24 protein-coding genes are annotated in these 23,606 nt (G+C 66.0%); 13 read left to right on the forward strand and 11 right to left on the reverse strand.

Annotated elements, in window-relative coordinates:
• Positions 1–79 precede the first annotated feature (79 nt).
• Complete coding sequence (locus tag OG203_RS37735) at positions 80–361, reverse strand: hypothetical protein (protein ID WP_405168130.1); 282 nt, start codon at positions 359–361, stop codon at positions 80–82.
• 432 nt (positions 362–793) lie between these two features.
• Between OG203_RS37735 and OG203_RS37740 the strand changes: the two genes are divergently transcribed.
• The 4 genes from OG203_RS37740 (at position 794) to OG203_RS37755 (ending at position 5,361) form a co-directional block, all read left to right on the forward strand.
• A complete protein-coding gene (locus OG203_RS37740; RefSeq protein WP_405161978.1) occupies positions 794–1,087 on the forward strand; it encodes a hypothetical protein in 294 nt (97 codons plus the stop codon).
• Between the two features lie 83 nt (positions 1,088–1,170).
• Complete coding sequence (locus tag OG203_RS37745; protein WP_405161979.1) at positions 1,171–2,580, forward strand: DUF1254 domain-containing protein; 1,410 nt, start codon at positions 1,171–1,173, stop codon at positions 2,578–2,580.
• A gap of 817 nt (positions 2,581–3,397) precedes the next feature.
• On the forward strand, positions 3,398–4,627 hold the full coding sequence (locus OG203_RS37750; protein WP_405168131.1) for a cytochrome P450: 1,230 nt from the start codon (positions 3,398–3,400) through the stop codon (positions 4,625–4,627).
• 8 nt (positions 4,628–4,635) lie between these two features.
• Positions 4,636–5,361, forward strand: a complete 726-nt coding sequence (locus tag OG203_RS37755; RefSeq protein ID WP_405161980.1) for a TetR/AcrR family transcriptional regulator — start codon at positions 4,636–4,638, stop codon at positions 5,359–5,361.
• A 2-nt stretch (positions 5,362–5,363) separates the two neighbouring features.
• Here OG203_RS37755 and OG203_RS37760 read toward each other — a convergent pair whose 3' ends face one another.
• Both OG203_RS37760 and pabB read right to left on the reverse strand, forming a co-directional pair.
• The gene (locus tag OG203_RS37760) at positions 5,364–7,163 is read right to left on the reverse strand and encodes a TerD family protein (RefSeq protein ID WP_405161981.1); all 1,800 of its coding nucleotides are present in this window, start codon (positions 7,161–7,163) and stop codon (positions 5,364–5,366) included.
• A 102-nt stretch (positions 7,164–7,265) separates the two neighbouring features.
• Positions 7,266–9,533: an aminodeoxychorismate synthase component I gene (gene pabB / locus OG203_RS37765; RefSeq protein WP_405161982.1), complete on the reverse strand. Its 2,268-nt coding sequence runs from the start codon at positions 9,531–9,533 to the stop codon at positions 7,266–7,268.
• Positions 9,534–9,613: 80 nt separating this feature from the next.
• On the opposite strand from pabB, the gene OG203_RS37770 reads away from it, so the two are divergent.
• The 3 genes from OG203_RS37770 to OG203_RS37780 all read left to right on the forward strand — a co-directional run bounded on the left by OG203_RS37770 (position 9,614) and on the right by OG203_RS37780 (position 12,556).
• The gene (locus OG203_RS37770; protein WP_405161983.1) at positions 9,614–10,678 is read left to right on the forward strand and encodes a phosphotransferase family protein; all 1,065 of its coding nucleotides are present in this window, start codon (positions 9,614–9,616) and stop codon (positions 10,676–10,678) included.
• A gap of 71 nt (positions 10,679–10,749) precedes the next feature.
• Entirely contained in the window at positions 10,750–11,280 is a 531-nt protein-coding gene (locus OG203_RS37775; protein ID WP_405161984.1) for a DinB family protein, read from the forward strand.
• Positions 11,281–11,425: 145 nt separating this feature from the next.
• The gene (locus OG203_RS37780; RefSeq protein ID WP_405161985.1) at positions 11,426–12,556 is read left to right on the forward strand and encodes an NDMA-dependent alcohol dehydrogenase; all 1,131 of its coding nucleotides are present in this window, start codon (positions 11,426–11,428) and stop codon (positions 12,554–12,556) included.
• An 18-nt stretch (positions 12,557–12,574) separates the two neighbouring features.
• On the opposite strand, the gene OG203_RS37785 is transcribed toward OG203_RS37780, so the two are convergent.
• The 3 genes from OG203_RS37785 to OG203_RS37795 all read right to left on the reverse strand — a co-directional run bounded on the left by OG203_RS37785 (position 12,575) and on the right by OG203_RS37795 (position 14,248).
• Positions 12,575–13,180, reverse strand: a complete 606-nt coding sequence (locus OG203_RS37785; protein ID WP_405161986.1) for a peroxiredoxin-like family protein — start codon at positions 13,178–13,180, stop codon at positions 12,575–12,577.
• 133 nt (positions 13,181–13,313) lie between these two features.
• Positions 13,314–13,661, reverse strand: a complete 348-nt coding sequence (locus OG203_RS37790; RefSeq protein WP_405161987.1) for an iron chaperone — start codon at positions 13,659–13,661, stop codon at positions 13,314–13,316.
• Between the two features lie 86 nt (positions 13,662–13,747).
• Positions 13,748–14,248: a GNAT family N-acetyltransferase gene (locus tag OG203_RS37795; protein WP_405161988.1), complete on the reverse strand. Its 501-nt coding sequence runs from the start codon at positions 14,246–14,248 to the stop codon at positions 13,748–13,750.
• A gap of 100 nt (positions 14,249–14,348) precedes the next feature.
• Between OG203_RS37795 and OG203_RS37800 the strand changes: the two genes are divergently transcribed.
• Positions 14,349–14,885 carry a hypothetical protein gene (locus tag OG203_RS37800; RefSeq protein WP_405161989.1) on the forward strand — a complete coding sequence of 179 codons (537 nt, stop codon included), beginning with the start codon at positions 14,349–14,351 and terminating at the stop codon, positions 14,883–14,885.
• A gap of 7 nt (positions 14,886–14,892) precedes the next feature.
• On the opposite strand, the gene OG203_RS37805 is transcribed toward OG203_RS37800, so the two are convergent.
• Positions 14,893–16,086, reverse strand: a complete 1,194-nt coding sequence (locus tag OG203_RS37805; RefSeq protein ID WP_405161990.1) for a serine hydrolase domain-containing protein — start codon at positions 16,084–16,086, stop codon at positions 14,893–14,895.
• A gap of 42 nt (positions 16,087–16,128) precedes the next feature.
• Here OG203_RS37805 and OG203_RS37810 point away from each other — a divergent pair, with 42 nt between their 5' ends.
• Together OG203_RS37810 and OG203_RS37815 are read left to right on the forward strand one after the other, a co-directional pair.
• The gene (locus tag OG203_RS37810) at positions 16,129–16,962 is read left to right on the forward strand and encodes a serine hydrolase domain-containing protein (protein WP_405161991.1); all 834 of its coding nucleotides are present in this window, start codon (positions 16,129–16,131) and stop codon (positions 16,960–16,962) included.
• Positions 16,963–17,057: 95 nt separating this feature from the next.
• Complete coding sequence (locus OG203_RS37815; RefSeq protein WP_405161992.1) at positions 17,058–17,591, forward strand: DUF3145 domain-containing protein; 534 nt, start codon at positions 17,058–17,060, stop codon at positions 17,589–17,591.
• Positions 17,592–17,594: 3 nt separating this feature from the next.
• Here the strand turns inward: OG203_RS37815 and OG203_RS37820 are convergent, their stop codons facing one another.
• The 4 genes from OG203_RS37820 to OG203_RS37835 form a co-directional block, all read right to left on the reverse strand.
• On the reverse strand, positions 17,595–18,035 hold the full coding sequence (locus OG203_RS37820; protein WP_405161993.1) for a hypothetical protein: 441 nt from the start codon (positions 18,033–18,035) through the stop codon (positions 17,595–17,597).
• Between the two features lie 112 nt (positions 18,036–18,147).
• Positions 18,148–18,654, reverse strand: a complete 507-nt coding sequence (locus tag OG203_RS37825) for a helix-turn-helix domain-containing protein (protein WP_405161994.1) — start codon at positions 18,652–18,654, stop codon at positions 18,148–18,150.
• Complete coding sequence (locus tag OG203_RS37830) at positions 18,612–18,737, reverse strand: DUF6879 family protein (protein WP_405161995.1); 126 nt, start codon at positions 18,735–18,737, stop codon at positions 18,612–18,614. Before OG203_RS37830 ends, OG203_RS37825 begins: the two co-directional genes overlap by 43 nt.
• 417 nt (positions 18,738–19,154) lie before the next feature.
• Positions 19,155–19,919 (reverse strand): IclR family transcriptional regulator, encoded by a 765-nt coding sequence (locus tag OG203_RS37835; RefSeq protein WP_405161996.1) that lies wholly within the window; start codon positions 19,917–19,919, stop codon positions 19,155–19,157.
• A 159-nt stretch (positions 19,920–20,078) separates the two neighbouring features.
• Here OG203_RS37835 and OG203_RS37840 point away from each other — a divergent pair, with 159 nt between their 5' ends.
• The 3 genes from OG203_RS37840 to gcl are packed head-to-tail and all read left to right on the forward strand — an operon-like array spanning position 20,079 to position 23,605.
• Positions 20,079–20,903 (forward strand): hydroxypyruvate isomerase family protein, encoded by an 825-nt coding sequence (locus OG203_RS37840; protein ID WP_405161997.1) that lies wholly within the window; start codon positions 20,079–20,081, stop codon positions 20,901–20,903.
• Positions 20,904–20,936: 33 nt separating this feature from the next.
• The gene (locus OG203_RS37845; RefSeq protein WP_405161998.1) at positions 20,937–21,827 is read left to right on the forward strand and encodes a 2-hydroxy-3-oxopropionate reductase; all 891 of its coding nucleotides are present in this window, start codon (positions 20,937–20,939) and stop codon (positions 21,825–21,827) included.
• A gap of 2 nt (positions 21,828–21,829) precedes the next feature.
• Positions 21,830–23,605: a glyoxylate carboligase gene (gcl, locus tag OG203_RS37850; RefSeq protein ID WP_405161999.1), complete on the forward strand. Its 1,776-nt coding sequence runs from the start codon at positions 21,830–21,832 to the stop codon at positions 23,603–23,605.
• Position 23,606 lies beyond the last annotated feature (1 nt).

A 23,606-nucleotide genomic window follows, 5' to 3' on the forward strand; every position in this document is an offset into this window, starting at 1 on the left:
GCGAACCCTGACGACTGTTCGGTCGTCGGTGGGTCAACCGGAGATGTTGGGGGAGTGTGCTTCTCGCGCCAGGGCGCGGTCAGGTTCCGATGACGGCGTTCATGATGGTGCCAGCGCTGGTGGCGACGACACCACCGATCATGGCGCCCGCCACCATCTTCGGGGAGTCGAGTCCGCCGCCGGTCCACTTCTCCCACGCGAACTTGCCGCCCGCGTAGATGATGGCGGTGATGCCCGCCAGCAGCACGAACCAGGTGAAGTAGCGGACCAGTTGGAGGAACTTGTCGGAGACCGGCGGAGCCTGGGGGCTGGGGTTGCCGATCTGAGCAAGCAGCGTGTCGTGCACGGCGAGCAGGATCATCGTGGTCAGCTCATTCTGGATTCGGGACAGGGCAGGATTCGCTGACTGCGATGGTATCGGTTTGTTCGCTGCCATGTAGTCGGGTCGGTGCAGCGCAGTGAAGTTCGGTGTCGCTGGGCCCTTGCCGGGGTTGCTGAAGGTCGGGATGATGGGTGGGGCGGGGTGCTCGAAGACCCGGTCGCCGCGCACCGCCGGATCCGTCGGCGGGCTGCCGCTCACTACCGCTTGGGGGCGATTCCGCAGGTGACTTCGCGGAGCATGGGCTCGCAAGCTCGGCCATCGTGGCCGGTGCCGTGCGCTTTCGCACGCGGCGGCCACGGGAGTACCGGCGGGCCCGTATCCTCAACCAAGATCGAATTCATCGGTGGTTTAACAACTTTCGCGTGGCAGCTCGGCGGCGGCAAAGTTGTAGCGGAGCGTAGGGAGTAGACGGTGAGCATCATTCTGACGTCGATCGGGGATACCTTCAACACACTGGCCCAGGTCAGTAACCCGACCCCGGAAGCCCCGCCCCTGTCGGACAAGCTGTTACAGATGGTCCGGTACCTCACCTGGTTCGCGCTGCTGTCGGGAATCCTCGCCATCGTCTACGCGGGCGGCAAGTTCGCCTGGGAGAAGTGGCAGGGTGGTGCGCTGCAATCGCCGAAGATGATCGCGGGCGCCATGATCGGCGGTGTCATCGCGACCAGCGCCGGCACCATCATGAACGCCGTGCTCGGCACATGAGCCTTTGACGGCAAACATTTAGCTATACTTCTGCGCGGATCTCTCGCAATGTCCGATCGGATCGGAAAGCAGGAGAAGAACCTATGGGCGAGACCGACGGCGGACTGTCGCGCCGGACCATGTTCGGCTTGGCGGCAACCGTGGCGGCGGCCGGGTTGTCGGCGTGTGGCAGCTCCGATGACGCGTCGTCCGGTCCCGCCACCGCCTCGCTCGATGCCGCCCAGTCGATCGCCAAGGACGCCTATCTCTTCGGCTTCCCGCTGGTGCTGATGGACGTCACCAGGGCGGCCGCCGAGGCGAGCACTCCGGCCAATCGGTTCCAGCACGCCGCGGCGCTGCCGACGCCCGAGCGCCGGGATGTGGTGCGGCTCAACCTGGACACGCTGTATTCGGTCGCCTGGCTCGACCTGCGGACCGAGCCGATGGTGTTGCAAGTGCCCGCCATGGACGGCGGACGGTACTGGCTGATGCAGCTGCTCGACGCGTGGACGAACACCGCGCACAGCCCGAGCAGCCTTCGGCCGCAAGCGAAGTCGGGACCGCCCTGCACTTATGCCGTCGTCGGACCCGGCTGGTCCGGCACGCTGCCGGACGATGTCACCCCGCTGCCCGTGCCGACGCCGACCGTGTGGCTGATCGGCCGGATCCAGGTCAACGGTGCGGACGACCTGCCAGCGGTGCGCGCCCTCCAGCAACAGCTGCGACTGGTGTCGCTGAGCGACTGGACCGCGGGGCGGCCGCAGGCCCCCGTTGCGCCTGCGCCGCAAGCGGATTCGACACCACCGGCCAAACAGGTAGCCGACATGGACGCGCGGACCTTCTTCGATCGGATGTGCACGGTGCTGGCGACCAACCCGCCGGCCCCCGATGACGCACCCGCCATGAAACGCTTCGCCACCATCGGCATCACACCGGGCGGCCGCGTCAACGGCATTTCCGACGGTGACCTGACCGCGGCGGTCGGCACTGCGCGACAACAGATCCCGGTCTACCTCGACCCGAAGTCGGTGAACGAGAACGGCTGGACCTTCGACCCCGCCATCGGCGCCTACGGAACCAACTACCTGCAACGCGCCGCCGTCGCGTGGAAAGGGTTGGGCGCCAACCTGCCCAAGGATGCCATCTATCCGACGCTGTTCGCCACGGCAGGCGCCAACGGCAGCACCGGCCGATTCCTACTGCACTTCCCGCCGGGCCAGACGCCACCGGTCGACGCCTTCTGGTCGCTCACCGCCTACGACGCCGACAGCTACCTGATGGCCAACCCGGCCGGAATCTACGCGATCGGCCACCAGATCCCGGCGGTGCCCAACCCCGACGGCTCCGTCGATCTCACGGTCCAGCATGCCGACCCGGGCCCAAACGTGCCACCAGGCAACTGGCTGCCGATCCCGGAGTCAGGCCAATTCTCCCTAACCTTGAGGCTGTACGCGCCAAAAGACGAAGCAATCCAGGGCCATTGGCAGCCACCACCCCTGACCCCGATCCCCTGACCCCAGTCGCAACCAAGCGACAGATAGGCACGCCTTCGCACACCAAAAACGCCACCACAGCCAAATGACCACCTCGGGAACCTGCCCCCGCACACCCGCCCAAGGCGACGGCAAAATCCGCACCCGGACTCGGGATCCGCACCGACTTTGGGGGCCCTATTCCGGGTGCGGATCCCGAGTCAGGGTGCGGATTTTGGCGGGACCACCTGGAACTGGTGCTGACGGACCTCGCTGTTGTGCACGGCGTACGTGACGTCACCACAGCCAGATGACCACCTCGGGAACTGGACGTCGCGCACCTGACGTGCGCCTAAAGCCGGGTACGGCAGGCGACGCGCCCACACTACTCACAGGAATACCTGGGTGGGTCTTCAGCTCACTGGGCTGGTTGCGTCGGGAGTTCTTAGCTGTACTCATCCGGTGGGTGTACCTGTCCCAGGGAATGACCGAGTAGTGCTGAGCGCGTCGGGTGCCGTACCCGGCTTTCTCTGCCGCAACCTGGGATGGGCAACGCCTAAGTTCCAGCGTGCGGACCGGCTGTGGTCCCGTTGACTGAGCTTCCGGGATCGAGGCGAGTCGAATGGTTGTGATTCAAGATCAAGTAGCGACCATGTGACTCGCCTCGATTGGGGCGGTGGACGACGTGGGCTGGGTGTGCGTGAACGGTGCGGGCTTTGGTGGCGGTTGAGGATCGAGTAAACGGGTTTTACTAAACGGTGTTCACTCGATCCGGTTCTGTGGTTCTATCTTTTCTGGAACGTGTTCCACACAACGTTGTGAGGTCTGCAGTCCAGACCGGTAGGAGATAGCCGTGACCGTGACCACGCCTGCGATTCCCGCGGGATTCGATTTCACCGACCCCGACATGCTCGCCAGCCGACTGCCCGTGCAGGAGTTCGCCGAGCTGCGCCGCACCGCCCCCGTGTGGTGGTGCGCGCAGTCCGGCCGGGCCAGCGGCTTCGATGACGGCGGCTACTGGGTGGTCTCCAAGCTCGACCACATCAAAGAGATCTCGAAGCACCCGGAACTGTTCTCCTCGCACGAGAACGGCTCCATCATCCGGTTCAACGAGGAAGTGTCCGCGGAGCAGATCGGCATGCTCAACGACATGCTGCTGATCAACCTCGATCCGCCCAAGCACACCAAGGTGCGCCGCATCATCTCCAAGGGCTTCACCCCGCGCGCGATCGAGAACCTGCGTGCTGCGCTCACCGAGCGGGCGGCCAAGATCGTGCACGAGGCGAAGAAATCCGGTGGCGGTGACTTCGTCGAGCAGATCGCCTGTGAGCTGCCGCTGCAGGCGATCGCCGAGCTCATCGGCATCCCGCAGGAGGATCGCAAGAAGATCTTCGACTGGTCCAACCAGATGATCTCCTACGACGATCCCGAATTCGAGGGCGATCACCAGGTCGCGACGGCCGAGGTGATGGGCTACGCGTGGAACATGGCCGAGGACCGCCGCAAGTGCCCGGCCGACGATATCGTCACCCAGCTGGTCAATGCCGATATCGACGGCGAGGGCCTGGCCTCCGACGAGTTCGCCTTCTTCGTCATCCTGCTCTCGGTCGCCGGCAACGAGACCACCCGCAACTCGATCACGCACGGCATGAAGGCCTTTGTGGACAACCCGGACCAGTGGGAGCTCTACAAGGCGCAGCGGCCGCGCACCGCGCCCGACGAGATCGTCCGCTGGGCCACCCCGGTCAACGCCTTCCAGCGCACCGCGACCCAGGACCTCGAGCTCGGCGGTCAGCAGATCAAGAAGGGCCAGCGGCTCGGACTGTTCTACGGCTCGGCCAACTACGACGAGGAAGCATTCCAGGATCCGTTCAGCTTCGACGTGCTGCGCAACCCCAACCCGCACGTCGGCTTCGGCGGCACCGGCACGCACTACTGCGTCGGCGCGAATCTGGCTCGGCTGCAGATCGATCTGATGTTCAACGCCATCGCCGACGCGATGCCGAACCTGCGTCAGGTGGCAGAACCCGTGCGGCTGCGTTCGGGCTGGTTGAACGGCATCAAGCGCTGGGATGTCGAATACGCTTGAATCAGACCATGAGTAACCCCAAACCCCGGGGCCGCTCGCCGGTCGTGACCGACGCTGAGATCCGGCGGGTGGCCAGGACGCTGCTGGTGGAACACGGACAGGCGGCGGTGAGCCTGCGCGCGATCGCGCGTGCGCTCGGCATCACCGCGCCCGCCCTGTACCGCTATTACGGCTCGCTGGACGATCTGCTGGAACGGCTGCGTCTCGAGTTCTGTGCCGATCTCGGCGAGGAGTTATCCGCCGAGATCGCGACGCTGCCCGACGACGGCGTTGTGCAGTTCTTCGCCATCTGCAAGGGATTTCGACGCTGGGCGTTGGCGCACACCAGGGAGTTCACCCTGGTGTTCGCCTCGCCCGGCGGCGGCGAGGCCCGCGCGCTGCGCCGCTTCGACGAGCCGTTCGGGCGGATCTTCCTCGCGGCGGCGGGTCGGCTGCTCGCCAGCTACGACATCGTGACGCCGCCGACCGACGTCATCCCGCCGGAGCTGCGCGAGGATCTGGTGCACTTCCAGACCGAGCTGCTCGCGGCGCTGTCGGAGTCGGGGCAGAAGTTCCCGGCGGAGAAGCTCGACCTCGGCGTGATGTATCTGATGATCCAGATGTGGGCGCGCCTGTACGGGCACGTCACCCTGGAAGTCTTCGGCAACTACCCGATCCCGCTGTCCAACCCCGAGATCCTCTTCGACGCCATGCTGGTCGACCTCGGCCACGCCGTAGGCCTGCTCACCGACTGAGTTCAGATGCGGGCGCCCTTCGCGCGGTTGCAAGAGCGGCACAGGATCTGCAGGTTGGTCGCGCTGGTGGCGCCGCCGCGGCTGAGCGGGATGATGTGGTCGAACTCGAGGTAGTGGCTGTCGCCGCACTCGACGCATTTGCCGCCGTCGCGTTGCCACACTTCGGCTTTCACCTCCTGCGGGATGCTGCGGGTGTCGAGCTGACCTGGGGTGAGGATCAGGCGCTTGGCCACCCGTAGCGCGCCCTCGAGCGCGGCGGCGACGTAGTCCGGGTCGCTGACGGTGAAGGTGGCACCGCCGCGCGACGAGGTCGCCGCGAGTACCACCGCGTTCTGCTCGGTGTGCACGGAAACGATGCGAGACCACAGCAATTCGGTGCCCGTACCGTCGCCGACGAAGCGCAGCTTCTTGTTGCTGACGATCAGCCTGCCCTCGGTGAGTCGCGGGCCGCGCGCCAGCTGACGGACGTGCACCGCGGGCAGATCCAGATGCACCTTCTCCTCGGGATCGAGGTGCAGGCCCGGGGTCCGCATCACCGGCAGATCGCCCGCTCGCAGCCGGGACAGGGTGCGGCCGCGATGCATTCGGCGCCGCAGGTCCTCGATCAGCGGACCGGTCAGGGCCAGTTCGGTGACGGCGTGCTCGAACGCCGCCAGCTCGTCGTGCTCGACCTCACCGTCGGCGAAGATGAAGGTGACCAGCCGCTCCACATAGCTGAGTGCCGCGTCGCGCAATGCCTCGCGGCCCGCGTTCTCCTCGATGCGCTGATAGCGCAACGACGCCCACAGCGACGCCCACTCGGGGCCGCGCGGGCCGTGCGCGGTGAGCACCCGCCACGCCTGGGTGTGCCAGTGCGTCAGGAATTCCTCGATCTCGGTCGCGCAGGACTGGCATGGTGCGAGGCCGCCGAACAGCTTGCGGCGCCGCAGGTTTCCGCATCGAGCGCAGTGCCGGTCGCTCGGCTGGTGCTGCTGGTGGGTGGCGCTGGTCCACTCGGTTCCGTCCCACCAGCGCAGGCGTGCCGGGTTCTCGGGATCCGAATGCCAGTCGGCCAGCTCGGGATTCGGCGGTGCGGCGGGGGCGGGTACCGGGTCGGCCAGGCGGCGCGCGAGATCGACCGGCCGTTGCTGGTGCGCGCGGACGGCGGGCTGGTCGAGCAGATCCGTGTGACGTATCCGTGGATTCGTCGGTGCCTCGCTCTGCTCGAGCGTGGCGTCGACCACCGGAATACGCTCCAGCGTCGGCTGATGTGGCGACCGTCCGCTACCGAAGGGGTTCGCCGGGTGCGATGTTCGCGGCCGGTCATCGACGCTGACCCCGAATTCGGTGACCAGCCCGGACAATCCGGTTTCCCACCCCTGGGCGATGGCGCGGAACCGCCACTGGCCGTCCCTGCGATAGAACTCGCCGAACATCAGCGCGGTGACCGGGTCGGCGTCCTCGATCGCGAACCCGGCCATCGGCCCGTGCGCGTCGTGGATGGTGAGCGACAGGCCCGTGATGTCGCCGAAGGTGCCTTCGTCGACCGATCCGGTGATCACGATCCGATCCACGTCCGCCTCGGTGCGCGGCAGCGAAACACTCAGCCGTGCGGTGCGTGGCGCGGGCTCCTGATCGAGCGTCACCGCCTGCGAAACATGCCGCGGCGCGTTGTAGAACACCAGATCGCGATCCGTGCGCACCGTGCCCGACTCGCCGAGCAAGAGGGCATGCGCGTCTACCGTGTGTGCCGACCGCCACGAAACAACCACGGCAAGAAGGGATGTCGGTACCGCCGCATTGGCGCCTTTGCTGAGTTTCATCGTGTTCGAACTATGCCACGACCCTCCGACACGCCGACTCCGCCGACCCCTCCATTCGGCGGGCCGCACGCCGTCAGCGGCGTTTTCGCGGTGCCGTCCGGTTCAGGTTGCGGCGCGATCCGTCGCCGCGCGCAGCGTGGCCGCGGCCTTGAGCACCATCTCGTGGTACTCGTCCTCGGCGTCGGAATCGAGCACGATCGCGCCGCCAGCGCCGATCCGCCAGCGGCCGTCGAAGCGCACGGCGGTGCGGATGACGATATTGAGGTCGGCGGTGCCGCCGAGCCCGAGGAAGCCGATGGTGCCCGAGTAGATGCCGCGCGCTTCGGTTTCCAGCTCGTCGATGATCTCCATGGTGCGCAGCTTCGGCGCGCCGGTCATCGAGCCGCCGGGGAAACACGCACGCAGGCAGTCGATCACGCCGACGCCGGGGCGCAGCGTGCCGCGCACCGTGGAAACCAGTTGGTGCATGGTCATATACGGCTCGGTGGCCATCAGCTTGGGCACGTGCACGCTGCCGATCTCGCACACCCGGCCGAGATCGTTGCGTAACAGGTCGACGATCATCAGATTCTCTGCCCTGGTCTTCGGGCTGTCGGCCAGTTCGCGGGCCAGCCGCTCGTCCTCGGCGGGGGTCGCGCCGCGCGGGGCGGTGCCCTTGATCGGCTTGCTCTCCACCGTGCGGCTTCGGTCGATCTTCAGGAAGCGTTCCGGTGAGGAGCAGGCGATTTCGAGGTCGTCGAAGCGCAGGTACGCCGCGTACGGCGCCGGATTGCAGCGGCGAAGGGTGCGGTAGAAGTCGAGGCCGCCGTCCTCGACGGCGGGCACGGTCGCGCTGTCGGTGAGGCAGATCTCGTAGGATTCGCCCGCGAGCAGCCGCTCCCGGCAGACCGCGATATCGGCGAGGTAGCGGTCCCGGCCGCGGGTGAGCAGCGGTTCGACGGCGTCACCGTCGGACGGCACGTCGAGGGTCGGTGGATTCGCCCAGGTGGGAAGGCTTTCCAGGGTTTCCCCGGTGTCGCGCAGCCAGTCGGCGCCCGCGCGCAGCGAGTCGGCCGTTGAATCCGTCAGGGACAGCAGATGGGTGCGGCCGCCGACATGATCGACCACCACGATCCGGTCGGCGAAGATCCATTGCGCGTCCGGTGTCGGGGCGCGATGGGCCGCCTGCCCGCCGCAATCGGCCTTCACCTCATAACCCAGGTACCCGACGTAGCCGCCCGCGAAATCGAAAGGCAGATCGGGCAGTTCGAGCTGCCGCAGCCGCAACTCGGCGGCCAGATAGTCGAGGATCCCGCCCGCGACGACGCGCCGGTTCCCGTCCGACGATTCGACGGTCACCTCGCCCGTGCCCACCCGGTAGCGCACCACCTCCGCTAGCGGTCCGCTCGCATCACCCAGGAACGAGAACCGATCGAGCCCCGGCTCGACATGCTCGCTGTCGAGCCAGAACGCGGTGGGGGAGTTGCCGTACAGCCGGACGAACGCGCTCTCGGTATCGATCGCCCGCTCGAGCACGGCATGCTGCAACTGCCAATGCCGAGGCGGCCCGCCGTAGCGATCAAGGACGTCGGCACGCGCCGCACCGGGGGTACTGCTCAGCGGACCGCTTCCCATCGCGCCGAATTGCTCGACCAGGGCGGGGAATTGCTCGGGAGCCAGCGCGGGCGTGCTGGATTGCGTTGTCGCCGAACGAGATTGCGAGACGCCCGGCTGCGGGATGGTCACCGGCCGCAGCCGCATCGTCACCGGCTCCGGCCGTCCGGCGATCGGCCCGGCGGCTCGGTTCGCCTGCTCCCGATGTGCCGCAGTCAGTTTCGCGAAGTTGCGCAGCAGCGCGGCGCCGAATTCGCTGGCGATCGACTCGGGATGGAACTGCACACCCCACTGCGGCCGACTGCGATGCCGTACCCCCATGATCACGCCGTCGGCGGCCGTCGCGGTGATCTCCAGGCTGTCCGGCAGCGGCGGCTCGGCGCACAGCGAGTGGTATCGGACGGCGGTGAAACCCTGGGGGATGCCGGCGAACAGGTCGCGGTCGTCGTGCTCGATCCGGTCCAGATAGCCGTGTAGCGCGGCCGGTGCGGCGGCGACGGTGCCGCCCGCGGCGACCACGATGCCCTGATGGCCGAGGCACACGCCGAGCAGCGGCAGGTCCGTTTCGGCGATTACCGCGGCCGAGATTCCGACATCGCGCGCGACGTCCGGTCGGCCTGGTCCCGGCGAGATGACGATGTTGTCGAAACGGGCCAATTCGAGGTCCCCGGCCTCGTCATTGCGCACGACAGTCGGCTCGATGCCGTTCACCTCGCTGATCAGCTGATACAGGTTGTAGGTGAACGAGTCGTAATTGTCGATCAACAACGTGCGCATGGTGCAAGAAACCCTACGCCGCACCGACTGGGTCCAACTGTTGTCCAGTGCCGTCAGTTGGGTTCGACGGGTGGTGCACAATGTTGGGCATGTCTGTTGCGCAACCGGCCGGTGTGGACCAAGCACTCGTTGACTTCGCCCTCGTCGGCAAGTGGATGGATGAGCAGGGCTTGCCCGCAGGGGAATTCGAGGAGGTGACCTCGCTCGGCGGCGGGACGCAGAACGTCATGCTCCGGTTCGGTCGCGGCGGCACGGACTACGTACTGCGCCGCGGCCCGAAGCATTTGCGCGCCAAGAGCAACGATGTGATCCGGCGCGAGGCCAGGCTGCTCGCCGCCATCAACGGCACCGACGTGCGCGCGCCCCGGGTGATCGCGGCCTGCCCCGACGACTCGGTGATCGGCGCGGTCTTCTACCTGATGGAACCGATCGACGGCTTCAATCCCGCCAACGAGCTGCCGGAGTTGCATGCGGGCGATGCGGCGATCCGCAAGGAGATGGGTCTGTCCGCGGTCGAGGCCATCGCCCGGCTCGGCGCGCTCGATTATCAAGCCCTCGGATTGGCCGACTACGGCAAGCCCGACGGCTTCCTGGAACGTCAGGTGCCGCGCTGGCTCGGCGAATTGGCGTCGTACTCGGCCAACGAGGGTTATCCGGGCCCGGAGATCCCCGGCGTCGAGCGGACCGGTGAGTGGCTTGACCGCAATCGGCCCGCGCAGTGGTCGCCGGGCATCCTGCACGGCGACTGCCATCTCGCGAACATGATGTTCGCCTTCGACGGCCCGCAGGTCGCGGCGATGGTCGACTGGGAGATGTCCACCATCGGCGATCCGCTGCTCGATCTCGGCTGGCAGATCGCGACCCGGCCGGAACCGGGCACCGTCGGCGCCGCGCTGATCGGCAAGATCGGTGCCGCGGGCGGACTGCCGACCTCGGACGAGATGGTGGCCCACTACGGACAGTTCTCCGACCGCGACCTCAGCGCCGTCCCCTGGTACACCGTGCTCGCCTGCTTCAAGCTCGGCATCGTGCTCGAGGGCACGCACGCACGCGCGTTCGCCGGCAAGGCGCCCAAGCAGGTCGGTGACTTCCTGCACGCCATCACGCTGGAGTTGTTCGAGCGCGCGCATCGTCTGATGGAGTAATTGTCGGGATGTTGCCGACAGTCGGCTGAATATCGGTGGTTGCCGATATTCGGCCAGGTTACGTTGGGCGCATGCCGATCGTTCCTGATGCGAAGAACTGGACCTGGGTGGTCGAACGTGCTTGTCCCGATTGTGGATTCGACCCCGCCGCGATCGGCTACGAGGACGTGCCGTCGCTGACGCGGCAGAGCGCGTCTCGAATCGCCGAGGTGCTCGCCCGCCCTGACGCCAGGGTTCGCCCGGACGACTCGACCTGGTCGCCGCTGGAGTACGCCGCGCACGTCCGTGACGTGTGCCGCCTCTTCGATATCCGCCTCGCTCAAATGCTGCGCGGTGCGGTCGACGGCACCGTCCCGCGCTTCGCGAACTGGGACCAGGACGAGACCGCCGTGACCGACCGCTACGACCAGCAGGACCCGGCGTGGGTCGCCACCGAACTCGCCGTGGCGGCCGACGCGGTCGCGCACGCCTTCGAGTCCGTGCTGCCCGATCAGCGCGACCGCCGCGGCGAGCGCAGCGACGGTGCGGCCTTCACGGTCGATTCGTTCGCGCGCTACTTCCTCCACGATCTCGTCCATCACGTGCACGACGTGCGCGGCTGATTTTCGACCCAAGACTAGAACGTGTTCCGGACCGTCGATCGCCGATACCGCTGAATTTCCAACTCGGTACTAGAACGCGTTCCACTTTTGGCTTAGTGTGGGTGCAGTCACATATAAGCACGTGCATGCGAGAGGGTCGACAGGAATGAAGACGAAGGGCGCGATCCTGTGGGGGATCGACCAACCATGGTCGGTAGAAGAGATCGAGGTCGGCGATCCGGTCTCCGGTGAGGTGCAGATCCGACTGGAGACAGCGGGCATGTGCCATTCGGATCATCACATCGTCACCGGTGCGACGCCGATGCCTGCCTTCCCGGTCATGGGCGGGCACGAGGGCGCCGGCGTGATCACCAAGCTCGGGCCGAACTGTCCCACCGATCTGGCGGTGGGCGATCATGTCATCCTGTCGTTCATCCCCGCGTGCGGGCGCTGTCCGTCCTGCGTGAGCGGCAATATGGCGCTGTGCGATCTGGGCGCCGGCCTGCTGATGGGTCAGTCGATCAGCGACGGCACCTACCGGATCCAGGCGCGCGGCGAGAACGTCATCCCGATGTGCCTGCTCGGCACGTTCGCGCCGTACATGACGGTGCACCACACCTCGGTCGTGAAGATCGATCCGAGCATCCCGTTCGAGGTGGCCTGCCTGGTCGGCTGCGGCGTGCCGACCGGCTTCGGCTCGGCAACCCATGTCGCGCAGGTCGAGCCAGGCGAGACCGTGGTGATCGCCGGCATCGGCGGGGTCGGCATGAGCGCGCTGCAGGGCGCGGTGCTCTCCGGCGCGTCGAAAGTCGTTGCGATCGACCCGAATCCGTGGAAGCGCGAGCAGGCGCAGAAGTTCGGCGCCACGCACACCTACGAGAGCATGGCCGCCGCGATCATGCCGCTGATGGACGCCACCGAGGGACGGATGGCCGAGAAGGTCATTCTCACCATGGGCGAAATGCACGGCGACTACGTCGAAGAGGGCCTGATCCTCACCGCCAAGGCAGGCACCCTTGTCGTCACCTCGATGGGCCGGATGGACGCCGGCGACGTCAAGATGAACAGCTTCCTGCTGTCCATGCTGCAGAAGACCGTGAAGGGCACCATCTTCGGCGGCGGCAACGCCCGCCAGGACGCCCCGAACCTGCTCCGCCTCTACAAGGCGGGCCAGCTCAACCTCGACGACATGGTCACCCGCACCTACGCCCTGGAGGAGATCAACCAGGGCTACCAGGACATGCTGGACGGCAAGAACATTCGCGGCATCATCAAGTACACCGAAGCCGACTGGTAAACAGCGTGCGGCCAGTTGCTAGCCCAGTTCGAGGAGGATGTCCTTGGGGTGGGTTGGCGGCAGGTCGTTGAGGCGGACGTCGATGAAGTGCACGGTTCGGGTCTGATCGAGGATGAGCGTGGTCGGGTGCGGGAGTTCCCAATCGCCTTCGGAGTTGCGGGTTTTGGCCGCGTAACGAGCCATTTCGATGGCGTCGATCGGGTCAGGGTCCACGAGGTCTCTGATACCGAGGGCACTGGCGAACTCGTTGCCGATGTCGGAAAGCAACGGGAAGATCAAGCTGTTCAGGTCCCTGGTGTATTGCGATCCGTCGGGAGTTTGCGGACTGATCCCGACCAGTTGGACGCGGCGGCGGGCCAGCTCGGGCAGTAGTTCCCGCTGATATCGGCGCAAAGTCTCGGCGCAGCGCGTGGACCAGGTGCCGTGATAAAAGATGAAAACGGCACGGTGGTTCGCGACGATCTCGCCGAGCGTGATCGGCTGGCCTGCCTCGTCGAGCAGCGTCAGATCGGGCACGGTGTCACCGGGCGATGCCGAGTCCTTGGTCCTGATAACCGCACCGCGAACGTGGAGCTGGCTGAGCTTGGTTTCGACCTCGTCCAATTGCGCGCGGATCTGCGACACGTTGCGAAGTTTGCCGAATCTATCGGGACCGCTTGGCATTAGAACCTTTTCCCCGGCACAGCCGATCGACATCGAGACCTCGATCATCATGCCGCCCGCCGAGCGGCGGGCGAAGACCCTTTTCCTATGGGCTTCAGGAGCGGGTGGCGAGCGTGGTCGCGATCTGTGCGATGAGGTCGTAGGGGATGGGTTTGGTCAACGGGAACTTCACTGTTCCCTTGCCGGCCCGATATGGTTCGACGGCGCGGTTGAAGGCTTTGTCGCCGTCCGGGATCGGATAGAGGCTGATGTGTTTCTTCCATCCGGCGAAGTGGACGGTGTTGTGACCGTTCACTTTGAAGGCGGGGATGTCGTAGCTGATCGCCTCCGTCGCCTCCGGTAGGGCGCGCTGGATGGTGTGCCGGATTTCCTCGAGGATGCCGCGGACGTCTTCGGGAAACGCGGCGATGTATGTGTCGATGGTTGCGGGCTGCTCTGCCACGAGGTCCCTCGATTCCGTGCTTGGTATCGATCGAATCGGTGAAGAATGGGTGCAGCCTCATCAGTGTAAGCAGCTCGGACGCCCGGTTAAAGGGTCTTCTGATACCAGCACTCCGCATACATCTCGTCGTTGTGCGCCGTCGACTCCACGTACCCGAGCCGGGCATACAGCGCCCTCGCCTCCACTAGATCGCGCCGGGTATCGAGCACGATCCGCTCAGCGCCGAGCGCCCGCGCCTGTCGTTCCGCGGCCTCCCCGAGAAATGCGGCCCCACCCTGACCTCGCATATCCGCGCGCAGGAACATCCGCTTCAGCTCCGCGGTCGAGTCATCGAGCAGACGCACCCCGGCCGACCCGACGGGCTCACCCCCATACCGGGCGACCAGCAACACGCCACGAGGCGGCACGAACTCGGCCCCGCTCGTCGCCGCGATCCCGCGCTCGAGTTCCGCCGGATCGGTCACCCGCCTTTCGTGCAGCTGATACCACCGGTCGCTGACCTCGGTGTAGTAGGCGCGCCACAGCGCGGCGGCGACGGGGGAGCCGAAGTCTTCGGGGGCGACAGTCCATGCGGCCGGAGCACTCATCCCGTCATTGTCAGGGAAGGAACTTCACCCGGTCACGTCAATTGTGCTCGCGCAGTGCGGTTCCTGAGAACAATGGGCGCACCGGAGAAAGGGGCGCGTGATGCGTAACCGAATTATCTTGTCCTCGGCGGCAATTGTCGCCGCGCTGTGCACGGTCGGGAGTGGACCGGCGAATGCGGAGCCGGGTGTCCCGGTCGTCACTCACCCGCAGGAGGTGCCGTTCGAGTATCGAGCGGGTGAGGTGTGTGCCTTCCCGGCGCATGTCGAATTCCCGGTGAGCGATCTGACGCAGCGCACCTGGTATGACGATCAGGGCCGCCCGCTATTCGCCACGGAGACAGGCGCATTGGTGTTGCGTGCGACGAATCTGGCCACGGGCCGGACGGTGGACCGTGACATATCCGGTGACGGCACACTGGTCTATCCGACGCGCGATCCCGGTGACTTCGTCCTGAGCGGCGGGGATTGGTCCGCGGGCATGCACGGGACGGACAGTCCGGCCTCGGCTCAGCACCACTGGTACATCTCACGAGGATTCATGTCCGTCCGTGTGACATCGAAGGGCGGCCAGACCACTCGGCAACTCCTCGCACTGGTCGGCCCGTACGAGGATCTTTGTGCGGCACTGAGCAATTGACTCGCGCTCAGCTGGTGCAGCGGCGCAGGGCCTCGCGGAGGTTGCGGCTGCGGACGTCGTCGAGGACGGCGAGGCCGAGCCGGTTCATCGAGTAGCCGAAGCCGAGACCCGTTGCGGGGTCGGCGAATCCGAAGGAGCCGCCGAGTCCGGTGGTGCCGTAGGCGCGCTTGTCGGAACCGAAGCGGAACTCGCCGCCGGACTTGCGGAAGCCGAGGTGGTAGCGAGTCTTGATGTGCAGCACCAGATCTCCGGCGGGGACATCGTCGGCGGTGTCCGCGGCGGCCAGCTGGCCGAGCAGGGCGTCGCCGATGGGGAGCGCGCCGGTGCGCCCTGCCGCTGCACCGTAGACACGGGCCAACGCACGGGCATTGCCGACACCGTTGGAGCCGGGCAGTTCGACCTCGAGGAACTCGCGGCGCGTCGCCCGCGCGGGACTGCCCGTGCGCGGATTGCTCAGAGCGGCGTAGGCGTGGCCGCGCTTGGCGACGAACTCGGCGCCGATGCGCAGCGGAACGTCACGTTCGTAGCGCAGCGCGTCCATGCCGCGGGTGGCGGCCATGGTGGCGATGCGCTCCAACCCTTGGTCGGCGGGCAGTCCGATGAAGAAATCCAGGCCGAGCGGTTTCGCGAAGTCCTCCGCGAAGATTCGCCCGAGCGTGCGGTGCTTCGGGTCGACCCGGCGCAGCAGTTCGCCTTGATAGAGCCCGAGGGTGATCGCGTGATAGCCATGCCTGGTACCCGGCCGCCACGCGGGCTTCTGCGCGGCGAGGATCGCTGCGAGCCCGTCCAGGTCGGCGATCTGACTCAGCCGCACCACCGAATCCAGGCCGGACAGCCCGGCCTGATGATCGATCAGCTGACGCACGGTGATCTTGTCCTTACCGTGCGCGGCGAACTCGGGCCAGTACTTCGCGACCGGCTGTTCATAGTCGAGCAGCCCCTTCGACACCGCCGCCGCGAGCGTGAACGCGGCAAGCCCCTTCGTCGAGGAGAACACCGGAACGATCGTGTCCCGCTCCCACGGCAAGGTGCGGTGCCGATCACGATGGCCAGCCCACAGATCCACCACCGCCCGGTCGCCCGCGTACACCGCGACCGCTGCCCCGATTTCGCCGTGCTGTGCGAAGTTGCGCCGGAAAGCGTCGGCGACGGGCCCGAAGCCGGACTCGACCTCGCCGTGGATCGTTAGCTGCTCACTCATGGTTATTCGATCGTAACGGCGTTCTTCTCGTACGCTCGCTGAGTGCGTTCACTCGAGCAGATCAGCGATTGGCCGGTCCGGCACGCGGCGGCCGCGGTCGTCACCCGTGACGGCGCGACGACGAGCCAGGGCGAGGTGGATCGGGTGTTCCCGCTCGCCTCGGTGACCAAGCCGTTGGTGGCCTATGCGGTACTCGTCGCGGTGGAGGAGGGGGCGATCGAACTCGATCAGCCCGCCGGGCCGCCGGGGTCGACGGTGCGGCACCTGCTGGCGCATGCGTCGGGACTCGCCTTCGACACCAGCGATATCCAGGCCGCGCCAGGCACCCGCCGCATCTACTCGAGCATCGGATTCGAGGTGCTCGCGCGATTCGTCACCGAGCAGACCGGGATCGCGTTCGAGGAATACCTGCACGACGCGGTATTCGAGCCACTCGGCATGACCGACTCGGCACTGGCCGGGCCCGCCGGACACGCTGGCCGGTCGAGCGCCGCCGATCTGGCCCGTTTCGCCGCGGAATTGCTGAACCCCCGATTGCTCTCCGCGCAGACGCACGCCGAGGCGACCTCGGTCCAATTCCCCGGACTCAATGGCGTGCTGCCCGGCTACGGTTCGCAGCGCCCCAATGACTGGGGTCTGGGTTTCGAGATTCGTGACGGGAAGACTCCGCATTGGACAGGCAGCGCCAATTCGGGGGGAACCTATGGTCATTTCGGGCAGTCCGGCACGTTTCTGTGGGTGGACCCCGCGTCGTCGTTGGCGTGTCTCGTATTGACCGACCAGAATTTCGGCGACTGGGCGAGAGCAGCCTGGCCGCCCCTCAGTGATGCGGTTATTGCGGAGGCGACACTCCCACGCAACACGGCGGTGAAGTAACACACGTAACATCGGACACTCCAGTACACTCAGGCAACACCAGCAGACGGGCTCGTTGGGGAAGACGTCCCCCGTCGACGCTGGAGGTGTTAGTAGTGCGCGCATCGAGTCAGTTCGCGGACGTGACGGCGGGTGTGGTGTACATCCACTCGTCGCCCGCTGCGGTGTGCCCGCACGTCGAATGGGCGCTCACCTCCGCACTCGGCTCGCCAGCCAAATTGCGCTGGACCGCACAACCCGCCGACGGCCAACTGCGCGCAACCAGCGAATGGATGGGACCGGTAGGCACCGCCGCCCGCATTGCCCAGTCATTGCGGTCCTGGCCGGTGCTGCGTTTCGAGGTCACCGAGGACCCCAGTGAGGGGGTGGACGGTGAGCGCTACTGTTTCGTGCCGGGCCTCGGGCTCTGGCACGGTTCCACCAGCGCCAACGGTGATGTCACGCTCGGTGAAATGCGACTGCGCGCAATGCTCCAAGCCGCTGGCGAACTCGGCAAATACAACACCTACGACCTGGCCGCCGAAATCGATCGCGCACTCGGGACGCCATGGGATGAAGACTTGGAGATCTATCGCTACGGCACCGAATCCGGCGCCGAGGTGACCTGGCTGCGGCGAGACGTGGGTTAGTCCTTACTTCAGCATGTATGCGTTATCGGACACGGTGAATCCGTGCCCATCGCCGGTCTCGCAGCTGACGCCGGTTTGTTCGTGAATCACGCACTGCGTCTTGGCGATACGCAGAACAACGTTGTAGGGCAGGATCTTTGAGTCGACAGCGGCCGTGGGCGAACAGGCGCGGACGAACCCGCCCTCGTTTCCACGCGACACGGAGATCGTGTTGGGCTCGCTCATCTTGCCCGCGCAATCGTGGACCAGCGGGACATCCGGCGGAAATTGTCCATTGCAGCCCGCATGGCCGTCGACGATGCTGCACCAAAACTGTCCGCTCGGGGACTTGAAGGCGGTGCCGTAACCGCTCTGGTAATCGGCGGGCGCGACCGACGCGCTCGTCGCCGGTGCGGCGGGTGTCTCGGCTCCACACCCGGCAGCCAACCCCAGCACCGCCACCACGATTCCGAACCGAATCGCCCGTGCCCCAGCCCGCGGTCCTAGTGCCTCGAACCTCATCGAGATCCCCTCCGTAAGGCGGCCGCGCCAGATTCCGCCGCAACCAACCACCCAGTCATGGTTCCATCAAAATTCTTCTGCACCAACATCTTCGGAGCAAGAGCGAAACCCGGAATCCCCCTATAAGTGGTGTCACGGACGACTCAGGTAGCGGCAGCCACGATTGCCGCGGAGCGCGGAGCGCGATCGGTACACGGCTGACCGAGAAACACTTTGATTCGACGCCGCGTCGTTGCCGCCCGGTGCGCCCGGCGGCAACGACCCGTTTCCATTCGGCCCATTGGGCTTCCACGTTGCGCCGGGCCGCCAGTAGATCGGGTAGCGCAAGCTCGGCGCCGCAGACGCGGCACCATGCCTCGATGTCCGCCTCGGAAGGCGGGCGCTTGCCGAGTTCGATGCGGCTGGTTTTGGTCCAGTGCCAGCCTGCGGAGGCGGACAGTTCCCGGCCGCTGAGCCCGGCGTCTTTGCGGAGCTCCCGTAGTCGGGCTCCCAAAGCTTGCCGGGCCCGATCGGCTCCGCTTACTGCCACCGGTACTGCTGGTGCGGAATCGCTTTGGCCCACACCCGATCTCGGATCGAACAGGCGTACTCGACGATAACCGGATCGGCGGTGGCTGCGACGCCGCCGAGCAATCGCACATACATGATTAGCCCCCAGTATTAGTTGGAGCGGATAGGAGCCCATGGTCGGGCTATTGAATGTGCTAGGTCAATGGATTCGGCACCGTTTGGCACCTTTGTAGGTTGGTCGCCGCCCGGCTCTTAGCGTCGATAGTGGCGCTCAGGATGAAACCCAGATCCGCAGTGTCGCAAAGCGGCTCGGCTACGAACTCCGCAAGACTGTGGTGTTCGGGCCGCGGACCGAACACCCGGTCAGCGAGTTGCTTGCCGTCGTCCGGCGGACGACGGCGGAAGCTGTGGTCACGCCCGGCGCAGCGCATTTCGGCGGTGAGATCCCGGAGTCGTTGGTTCGAGTATGTGACGTGATCACCGTGTCGCCGGAAAACACTTACGCGCGTTGGGCTTTGCCGCCGACCTGTAGGTAGACCGCTGGGGGTGGGTTCAGCGGAGGTCGGTGGAGAGGGCTTGGCTTACTTCGGTGAGTAGGGGGACGGCTCGGTCTACTAGTTGTTCGGACATTCGGCCTACGGGGCCGGAGATGGAGATGGCTAGGTGGGCGGGGGCTTGGGGGACGGCTACGGCTACGCAGCGGACGCCGAGTTCTTGTTCGCCGTCGTCGATGGCGTAGCCGTTGGTTGCCGCGGTGGCGAGTTGGCGGGTGAACTCTTCGGGGTCGGTGATGGTGTGTTCGGTGTAGCGGGGCATTCCGTTGCGCTGCAATAGTTCTCGGGTGCGCTCGGGGGGCATGCCCGCCAGCAGGGCTTTGCCGACCGCGGTGCAGTGCGGCAGGACCCGGCGGCCGACCTCGGTGAACATGCGCATCGAATGGCGGGACGGGACCTGGGCGACGTAGACGATCTGATCACCGTCGAGCATGGCCATGTTGGCGGATTCGCCGAGTTCGTCGACGAGCCGGGCCAGGTGCGGGCGGGCGCGCAGGCCGAGCATGTGCGCGGAGCTTTCGCCGAGCTTGATCAGCTTCGGGCCGAGGACGTATTGGCGGGAGGGTTCCTGGCGGAGGTAGCCGAGGTCGACGAGCGTGCGGACCAGCCGGTGGATGGTCGGTAGCGGCAGGCCGGAGGCGGTGGCGAGCTGCGAAAGGCCCATCATGCCGCCCTCGTCGGCCATGGTTTCGAGCAGGCCGAACGCGCGCTCGATCGACTGGACGCCGCCGGTGCGTCCCTTGGCTTCACTCGCTGCGGTCACTGCTGCCTCCACGTTTCCGGATGGTGGAAGCCTACCGGCGGTCAGGCGGCGGCCGAGAACTGTCCAGCCCCTTCGACGTTCCTTGACCAGGTCAGGTCCGACTCTTAAGCTATTCCGTATATCAGAATAGTTTTTCCGCATTGTGGAATTGAAGGGTTCATGGGTCATTCACTTCGCTACGAGGTCAACTGCTCGATCCTGTTCACCGAGCTGCCCCTGCTCGAACGACCGGCGGCGGTGCGCAGGGCCGGATTCGATGCGGTCGAGTTCTGGTGGCCCTTCGACCGCGCGGTGCCCGGTGACAAGGAGGTCGACGCCTTCGTCGCCGCTGTCGAAAACGCCGGAGTGTCCCTGGTCGGCCTGAACTTCGCCGCCGGTGACATGCCGGCCGGTGACCGCGGCCTGCTTTCCTGGCCCGCGCGGTCCGCGGAGTTCCGCGACAACATCGACGTCACCATCGAGATCGGCGAACGCCTCGGCTGCCGAGCGTTCAACGCGCTCTACGGCAATCGGATCGACGGGGCCGCCGCCGCGGCGCAGGACGAGTTGGCGACCGAAAACCTCGCTCTCGCAGCGGGAGCCGCCGCCCGCATCGGTGGCACGGTGCTGGTCGAGCCGGTGAGCGGCGCGGATCGCTATCCGCTTCGCACCGCGGCCGACGCGCTGGCTGTCATCGACCGGGTGCAAACATCAACGGGCGCAACGAATATCGGGCTGCTCGCGGATCTATACCACCTGGCGGTCAACGGCGACGACGTCGACAAGGTCATCGCGGAGCACACCGCCCGGATCGCGCACGTACAGATCGCCGACAGTCCGGGCAGGCACCAACCCGGTAGCGGCGAACTGCCGTTGCCGCGGCAACTCGCCGAACTCGAGACCCGCGGCTACCTCGGCTGGGTCGGACTCGAGTACAAGCCGTCCGGAAGCTCCGCCGACAGCTTCGATTGGCTGCCGCGCGAGCGTCGCGGGACAACCGCGTAAACCATTGTCGAGTAACGACTTCAGGGATCACCGATGACCAACATCGCATTCATAGGGCTTGGCATCATGGGCAGCCCCATGGCCGTCCATCTGGCCACCGCCGGTCACACCGTGACCGCATACAATCGCACCGCGGCCAAAGCCGCACCACTCGTCGCGGCGGGCGGTATCGCCGCTGGCTCGATCGCCGACGCCGTACAAGGCGCCGACGTGATCTGCCTGATGGTGCCCGATTCGCCCGACGTCAAGGACGTGCTGACCGGCGAGAAAGGTGTCTTCGACAGCGCCGCACCAGGCACGCTGATCATCGACTTCTCCAGCATCAGGCCCGATGTCACCGTCGAGCTCGCGAAACAGGCTGCCGCACGCGGCTTCCGGCTGCTGGACGCCCCGGTCTCCGGTGGTGAGAAGGGCGCGGTCGACGCCACCTTGTCAATCATGGTCGGCGGCGAGGTCGCGGACTTCGACGCGGCGAAGCCGATCTTCGACGTGGTCGGCAAAACCGTTGTGCACGTTGGCCCCAGCGGCTCGGGCCAGACCGTCAAGGCGGCCAATCAGCTGATCGTCGCGGCCAATATCCAGGCGCTCGCCGAGGCCGTGATCTTCCTCGAGGCGTACGGCGTCGACACCGAGGCCGCCCTGCGCGTGCTCGGCGGCGGGCTGGCCGGTTCGAAGGTGCTCGACCAGAAACAGGGCAACATGCTGTCCCGATCCTTCGCGCCGGGCTTCCGAATCGACCTGCACCACAAGGATATGGGCATCGTGACGGTCGCGGCACGCGAGGCCGGAGTGGTGGTACCGCTCGGCTCCCTGGTGGAGCAGTTGATGGCCTCCGCCAAAGCGAGCGGTGACGGCGGACTCGACCACAGTGCCCTGCTGCGCGGGGTGGAGCGCCTGAGTGGGCGTGCGGACAAGGAGAACTGACGATGGCACGGATGCGTACCGTTGACGCTGCGGTGTTGATTCTCGAAAAGGAAGGCGCGACACAGGCGTTCGGTCTGCCTGGTGCGGCGATCAACCCGTTCTATAGCGCGATGCGCGCGCATGGCGGGATCAAGCATGTGCTGGCTCGTCATGTCGAGGCCGCTTCGCATATGGCCGAGGGTTATACCCGTGCTACCGCAGGCAATATCGGTGTGTGCATCGGCACCTCGGGTCCTGCGGGCACGGATATGATCACCGGGTTGTATTCGGCGAGTGCGGATTCGATTCCGATCTTGTGTATCACTGGTCAGGCGCCGGTGGCCAAACTGCACAAGGAGGATTTCCAGGCTGTCGATATCGCCTCCATCGCTGGGCCGGTCGCTAAGTGGGCGGTCACTGTGCTGGAGCCTGCGCAGGTGCCGGGTACTTTTCAGAAGGCGTTCTGGTTGATGCGTGAGGGTAGGCCGGGACCGGTGTTGATCGATCTGCCGATCGATGTGCAGCTCGCTGAAATCGAGTTCGACATCGAGACCTACGAGCCGTTGCAAGTGCTTCGCCCCGCAGCAACGCGGGCTCAGGCTGAGAAGGCCATCGCGATGCTCAACGCGTCGGTGCGTCCACTGATCGTCGCGGGTGGTGGCATCGTGAACGCCGATGCCGCGGAGCTGCTCGTCGAATTCGCTGAGTTGGCGGGTGTTCCCGTGGTGCCGACTTTGATGGGCTGGGGCACGATCCCCGACGATCACGCGCTGTATGCGGGGATGGTTGGGCTGCAGACCTCACATCCCTATGGCAATGCCACGATGCTCGAATCGGATTTCGTGCTCGGTATCGGTAATCGGTGGGCCAACCGGCATACCGGTGGCATCGAAACCTACACCAAGGACCGCACTTTCGTGCACGTCGACATCGAGCCGACTCAGATCGGCCGAGTCTTCGCCCCCGACTTCGGCATCACCTCTGACGCCGGTGCGGCGCTGAAGGTGTTCATCGAGGTCGCTCGCGAACTCGCCGCGGCGGGACAGTTGCCCGATCGCGGTGATTGGGCTGGGCAGGTGCGGGCACGAAAGCAGCTGGGCCAACGCAAAACTCACTTCGACAACGTGCCGATCAAACCTCAGCGGGTCTACGAGGAGATGAACAAGGCGTTCGGACCCGAAACCCGTTACGTCAGCACTATCGGTCTTTCTCAGATCCAGGCGGCACAGATGCTGCACGTCTACAAACCGCGACACTGGATCAACGCGGGCCAGGCCGGACCGCTCGGTTGGACCCTGCCCGCGGCACTCGGTGTCGCAACGGCCGATCCAGACGCGACAGTGGTGGCACTCTCGGGCGATTACGACTTCCAGTTCCTGATCGAGGAATTGGCTGTCGGCGCGCAGTTCGGCATTCCGTATATCCATGTGCTGGTGAACAACTCGTACCTGGGTCTGATCCGGCAAGCACAGCGGGCGTTCAGCATGGACTACTACGTGCAGCTCGACTTCGACAACATCAACAGCCCCGAGGTCGGTGGCTACGGCGTCGACCACGTCAAGGTGGTGGAAGGGCTGGGCTGCAAAGCAATCCGCGTGTTCGATCCCCAAGACATCGGCCAGGCCTTGGAAGATGCGAAGAAGCTGATCGTCGAGCATCGGGTGCCGGTGGTCGTCGAATGCATCCTCGAACGCGTCACCAACGTGTCCATGGGCTTGGAAATCGACAATATCGTCGAATTCGAGGAACTGGCCGCAACCACTGCGGACGCACCCACCGCGACCGCGCTGCTGGACTGAG

It is taken from the genome of Nocardia sp. NBC_01499, assembly GCF_045040275.1.
GTDB lineage: Bacteria > Actinomycetota > Actinomycetes > Mycobacteriales > Mycobacteriaceae > Nocardia.

Coding starts and splice junctions, on each gene's coding strand:
- OG203_RS37735 (WP_405168130.1), bottom strand. CDS start 361: ATGATCCTGCTCGCCGTGCACGACACGCTGCTTGCTCAGATCGGCAAC.
- OG203_RS37745 (WP_405161979.1), top strand. CDS start 1,171: ATGGGCGAGACCGACGGCGGACTGTCGCGCCGGACCATGTTCGGCTTG.
- OG203_RS37755 (WP_405161980.1), top strand. CDS start 4,636: ATGAGTAACCCCAAACCCCGGGGCCGCTCGCCGGTCGTGACCGACGCT.
- OG203_RS37760 (WP_405161981.1), bottom strand. CDS start 7,163: ATGAAACTCAGCAAAGGCGCCAATGCGGCGGTACCGACATCCCTTCTT.
- pabB (WP_405161982.1), bottom strand. CDS start 9,533: ATGCGCACGTTGTTGATCGACAATTACGACTCGTTCACCTACAACCTG.
- OG203_RS37770 (WP_405161983.1), top strand. CDS start 9,614: ATGTTGGGCATGTCTGTTGCGCAACCGGCCGGTGTGGACCAAGCACTC.
- OG203_RS37775 (WP_405161984.1), top strand. CDS start 10,750: ATGCCGATCGTTCCTGATGCGAAGAACTGGACCTGGGTGGTCGAACGT.
- OG203_RS37780 (WP_405161985.1), top strand. CDS start 11,426: ATGAAGACGAAGGGCGCGATCCTGTGGGGGATCGACCAACCATGGTCG.
- OG203_RS37795 (WP_405161988.1), bottom strand. CDS start 14,248: ATGAGTGCTCCGGCCGCATGGACTGTCGCCCCCGAAGACTTCGGCTCC.
- OG203_RS37800 (WP_405161989.1), top strand. CDS start 14,349: ATGCGTAACCGAATTATCTTGTCCTCGGCGGCAATTGTCGCCGCGCTG.
- OG203_RS37805 (WP_405161990.1), bottom strand. CDS start 16,086: ATGAGTGAGCAGCTAACGATCCACGGCGAGGTCGAGTCCGGCTTCGGG.
- OG203_RS37830 (WP_405161995.1), bottom strand. CDS start 18,737: ATGTATGTGCGATTGCTCGGCGGCGTCGCAGCCACCGCCGATCCGGTT.
- OG203_RS37840 (WP_405161997.1), top strand. CDS start 20,079: ATGGGTCATTCACTTCGCTACGAGGTCAACTGCTCGATCCTGTTCACC.
- OG203_RS37845 (WP_405161998.1), top strand. CDS start 20,937: ATGACCAACATCGCATTCATAGGGCTTGGCATCATGGGCAGCCCCATG.
- gcl (WP_405161999.1), top strand. CDS start 21,830: ATGGCACGGATGCGTACCGTTGACGCTGCGGTGTTGATTCTCGAAAAG.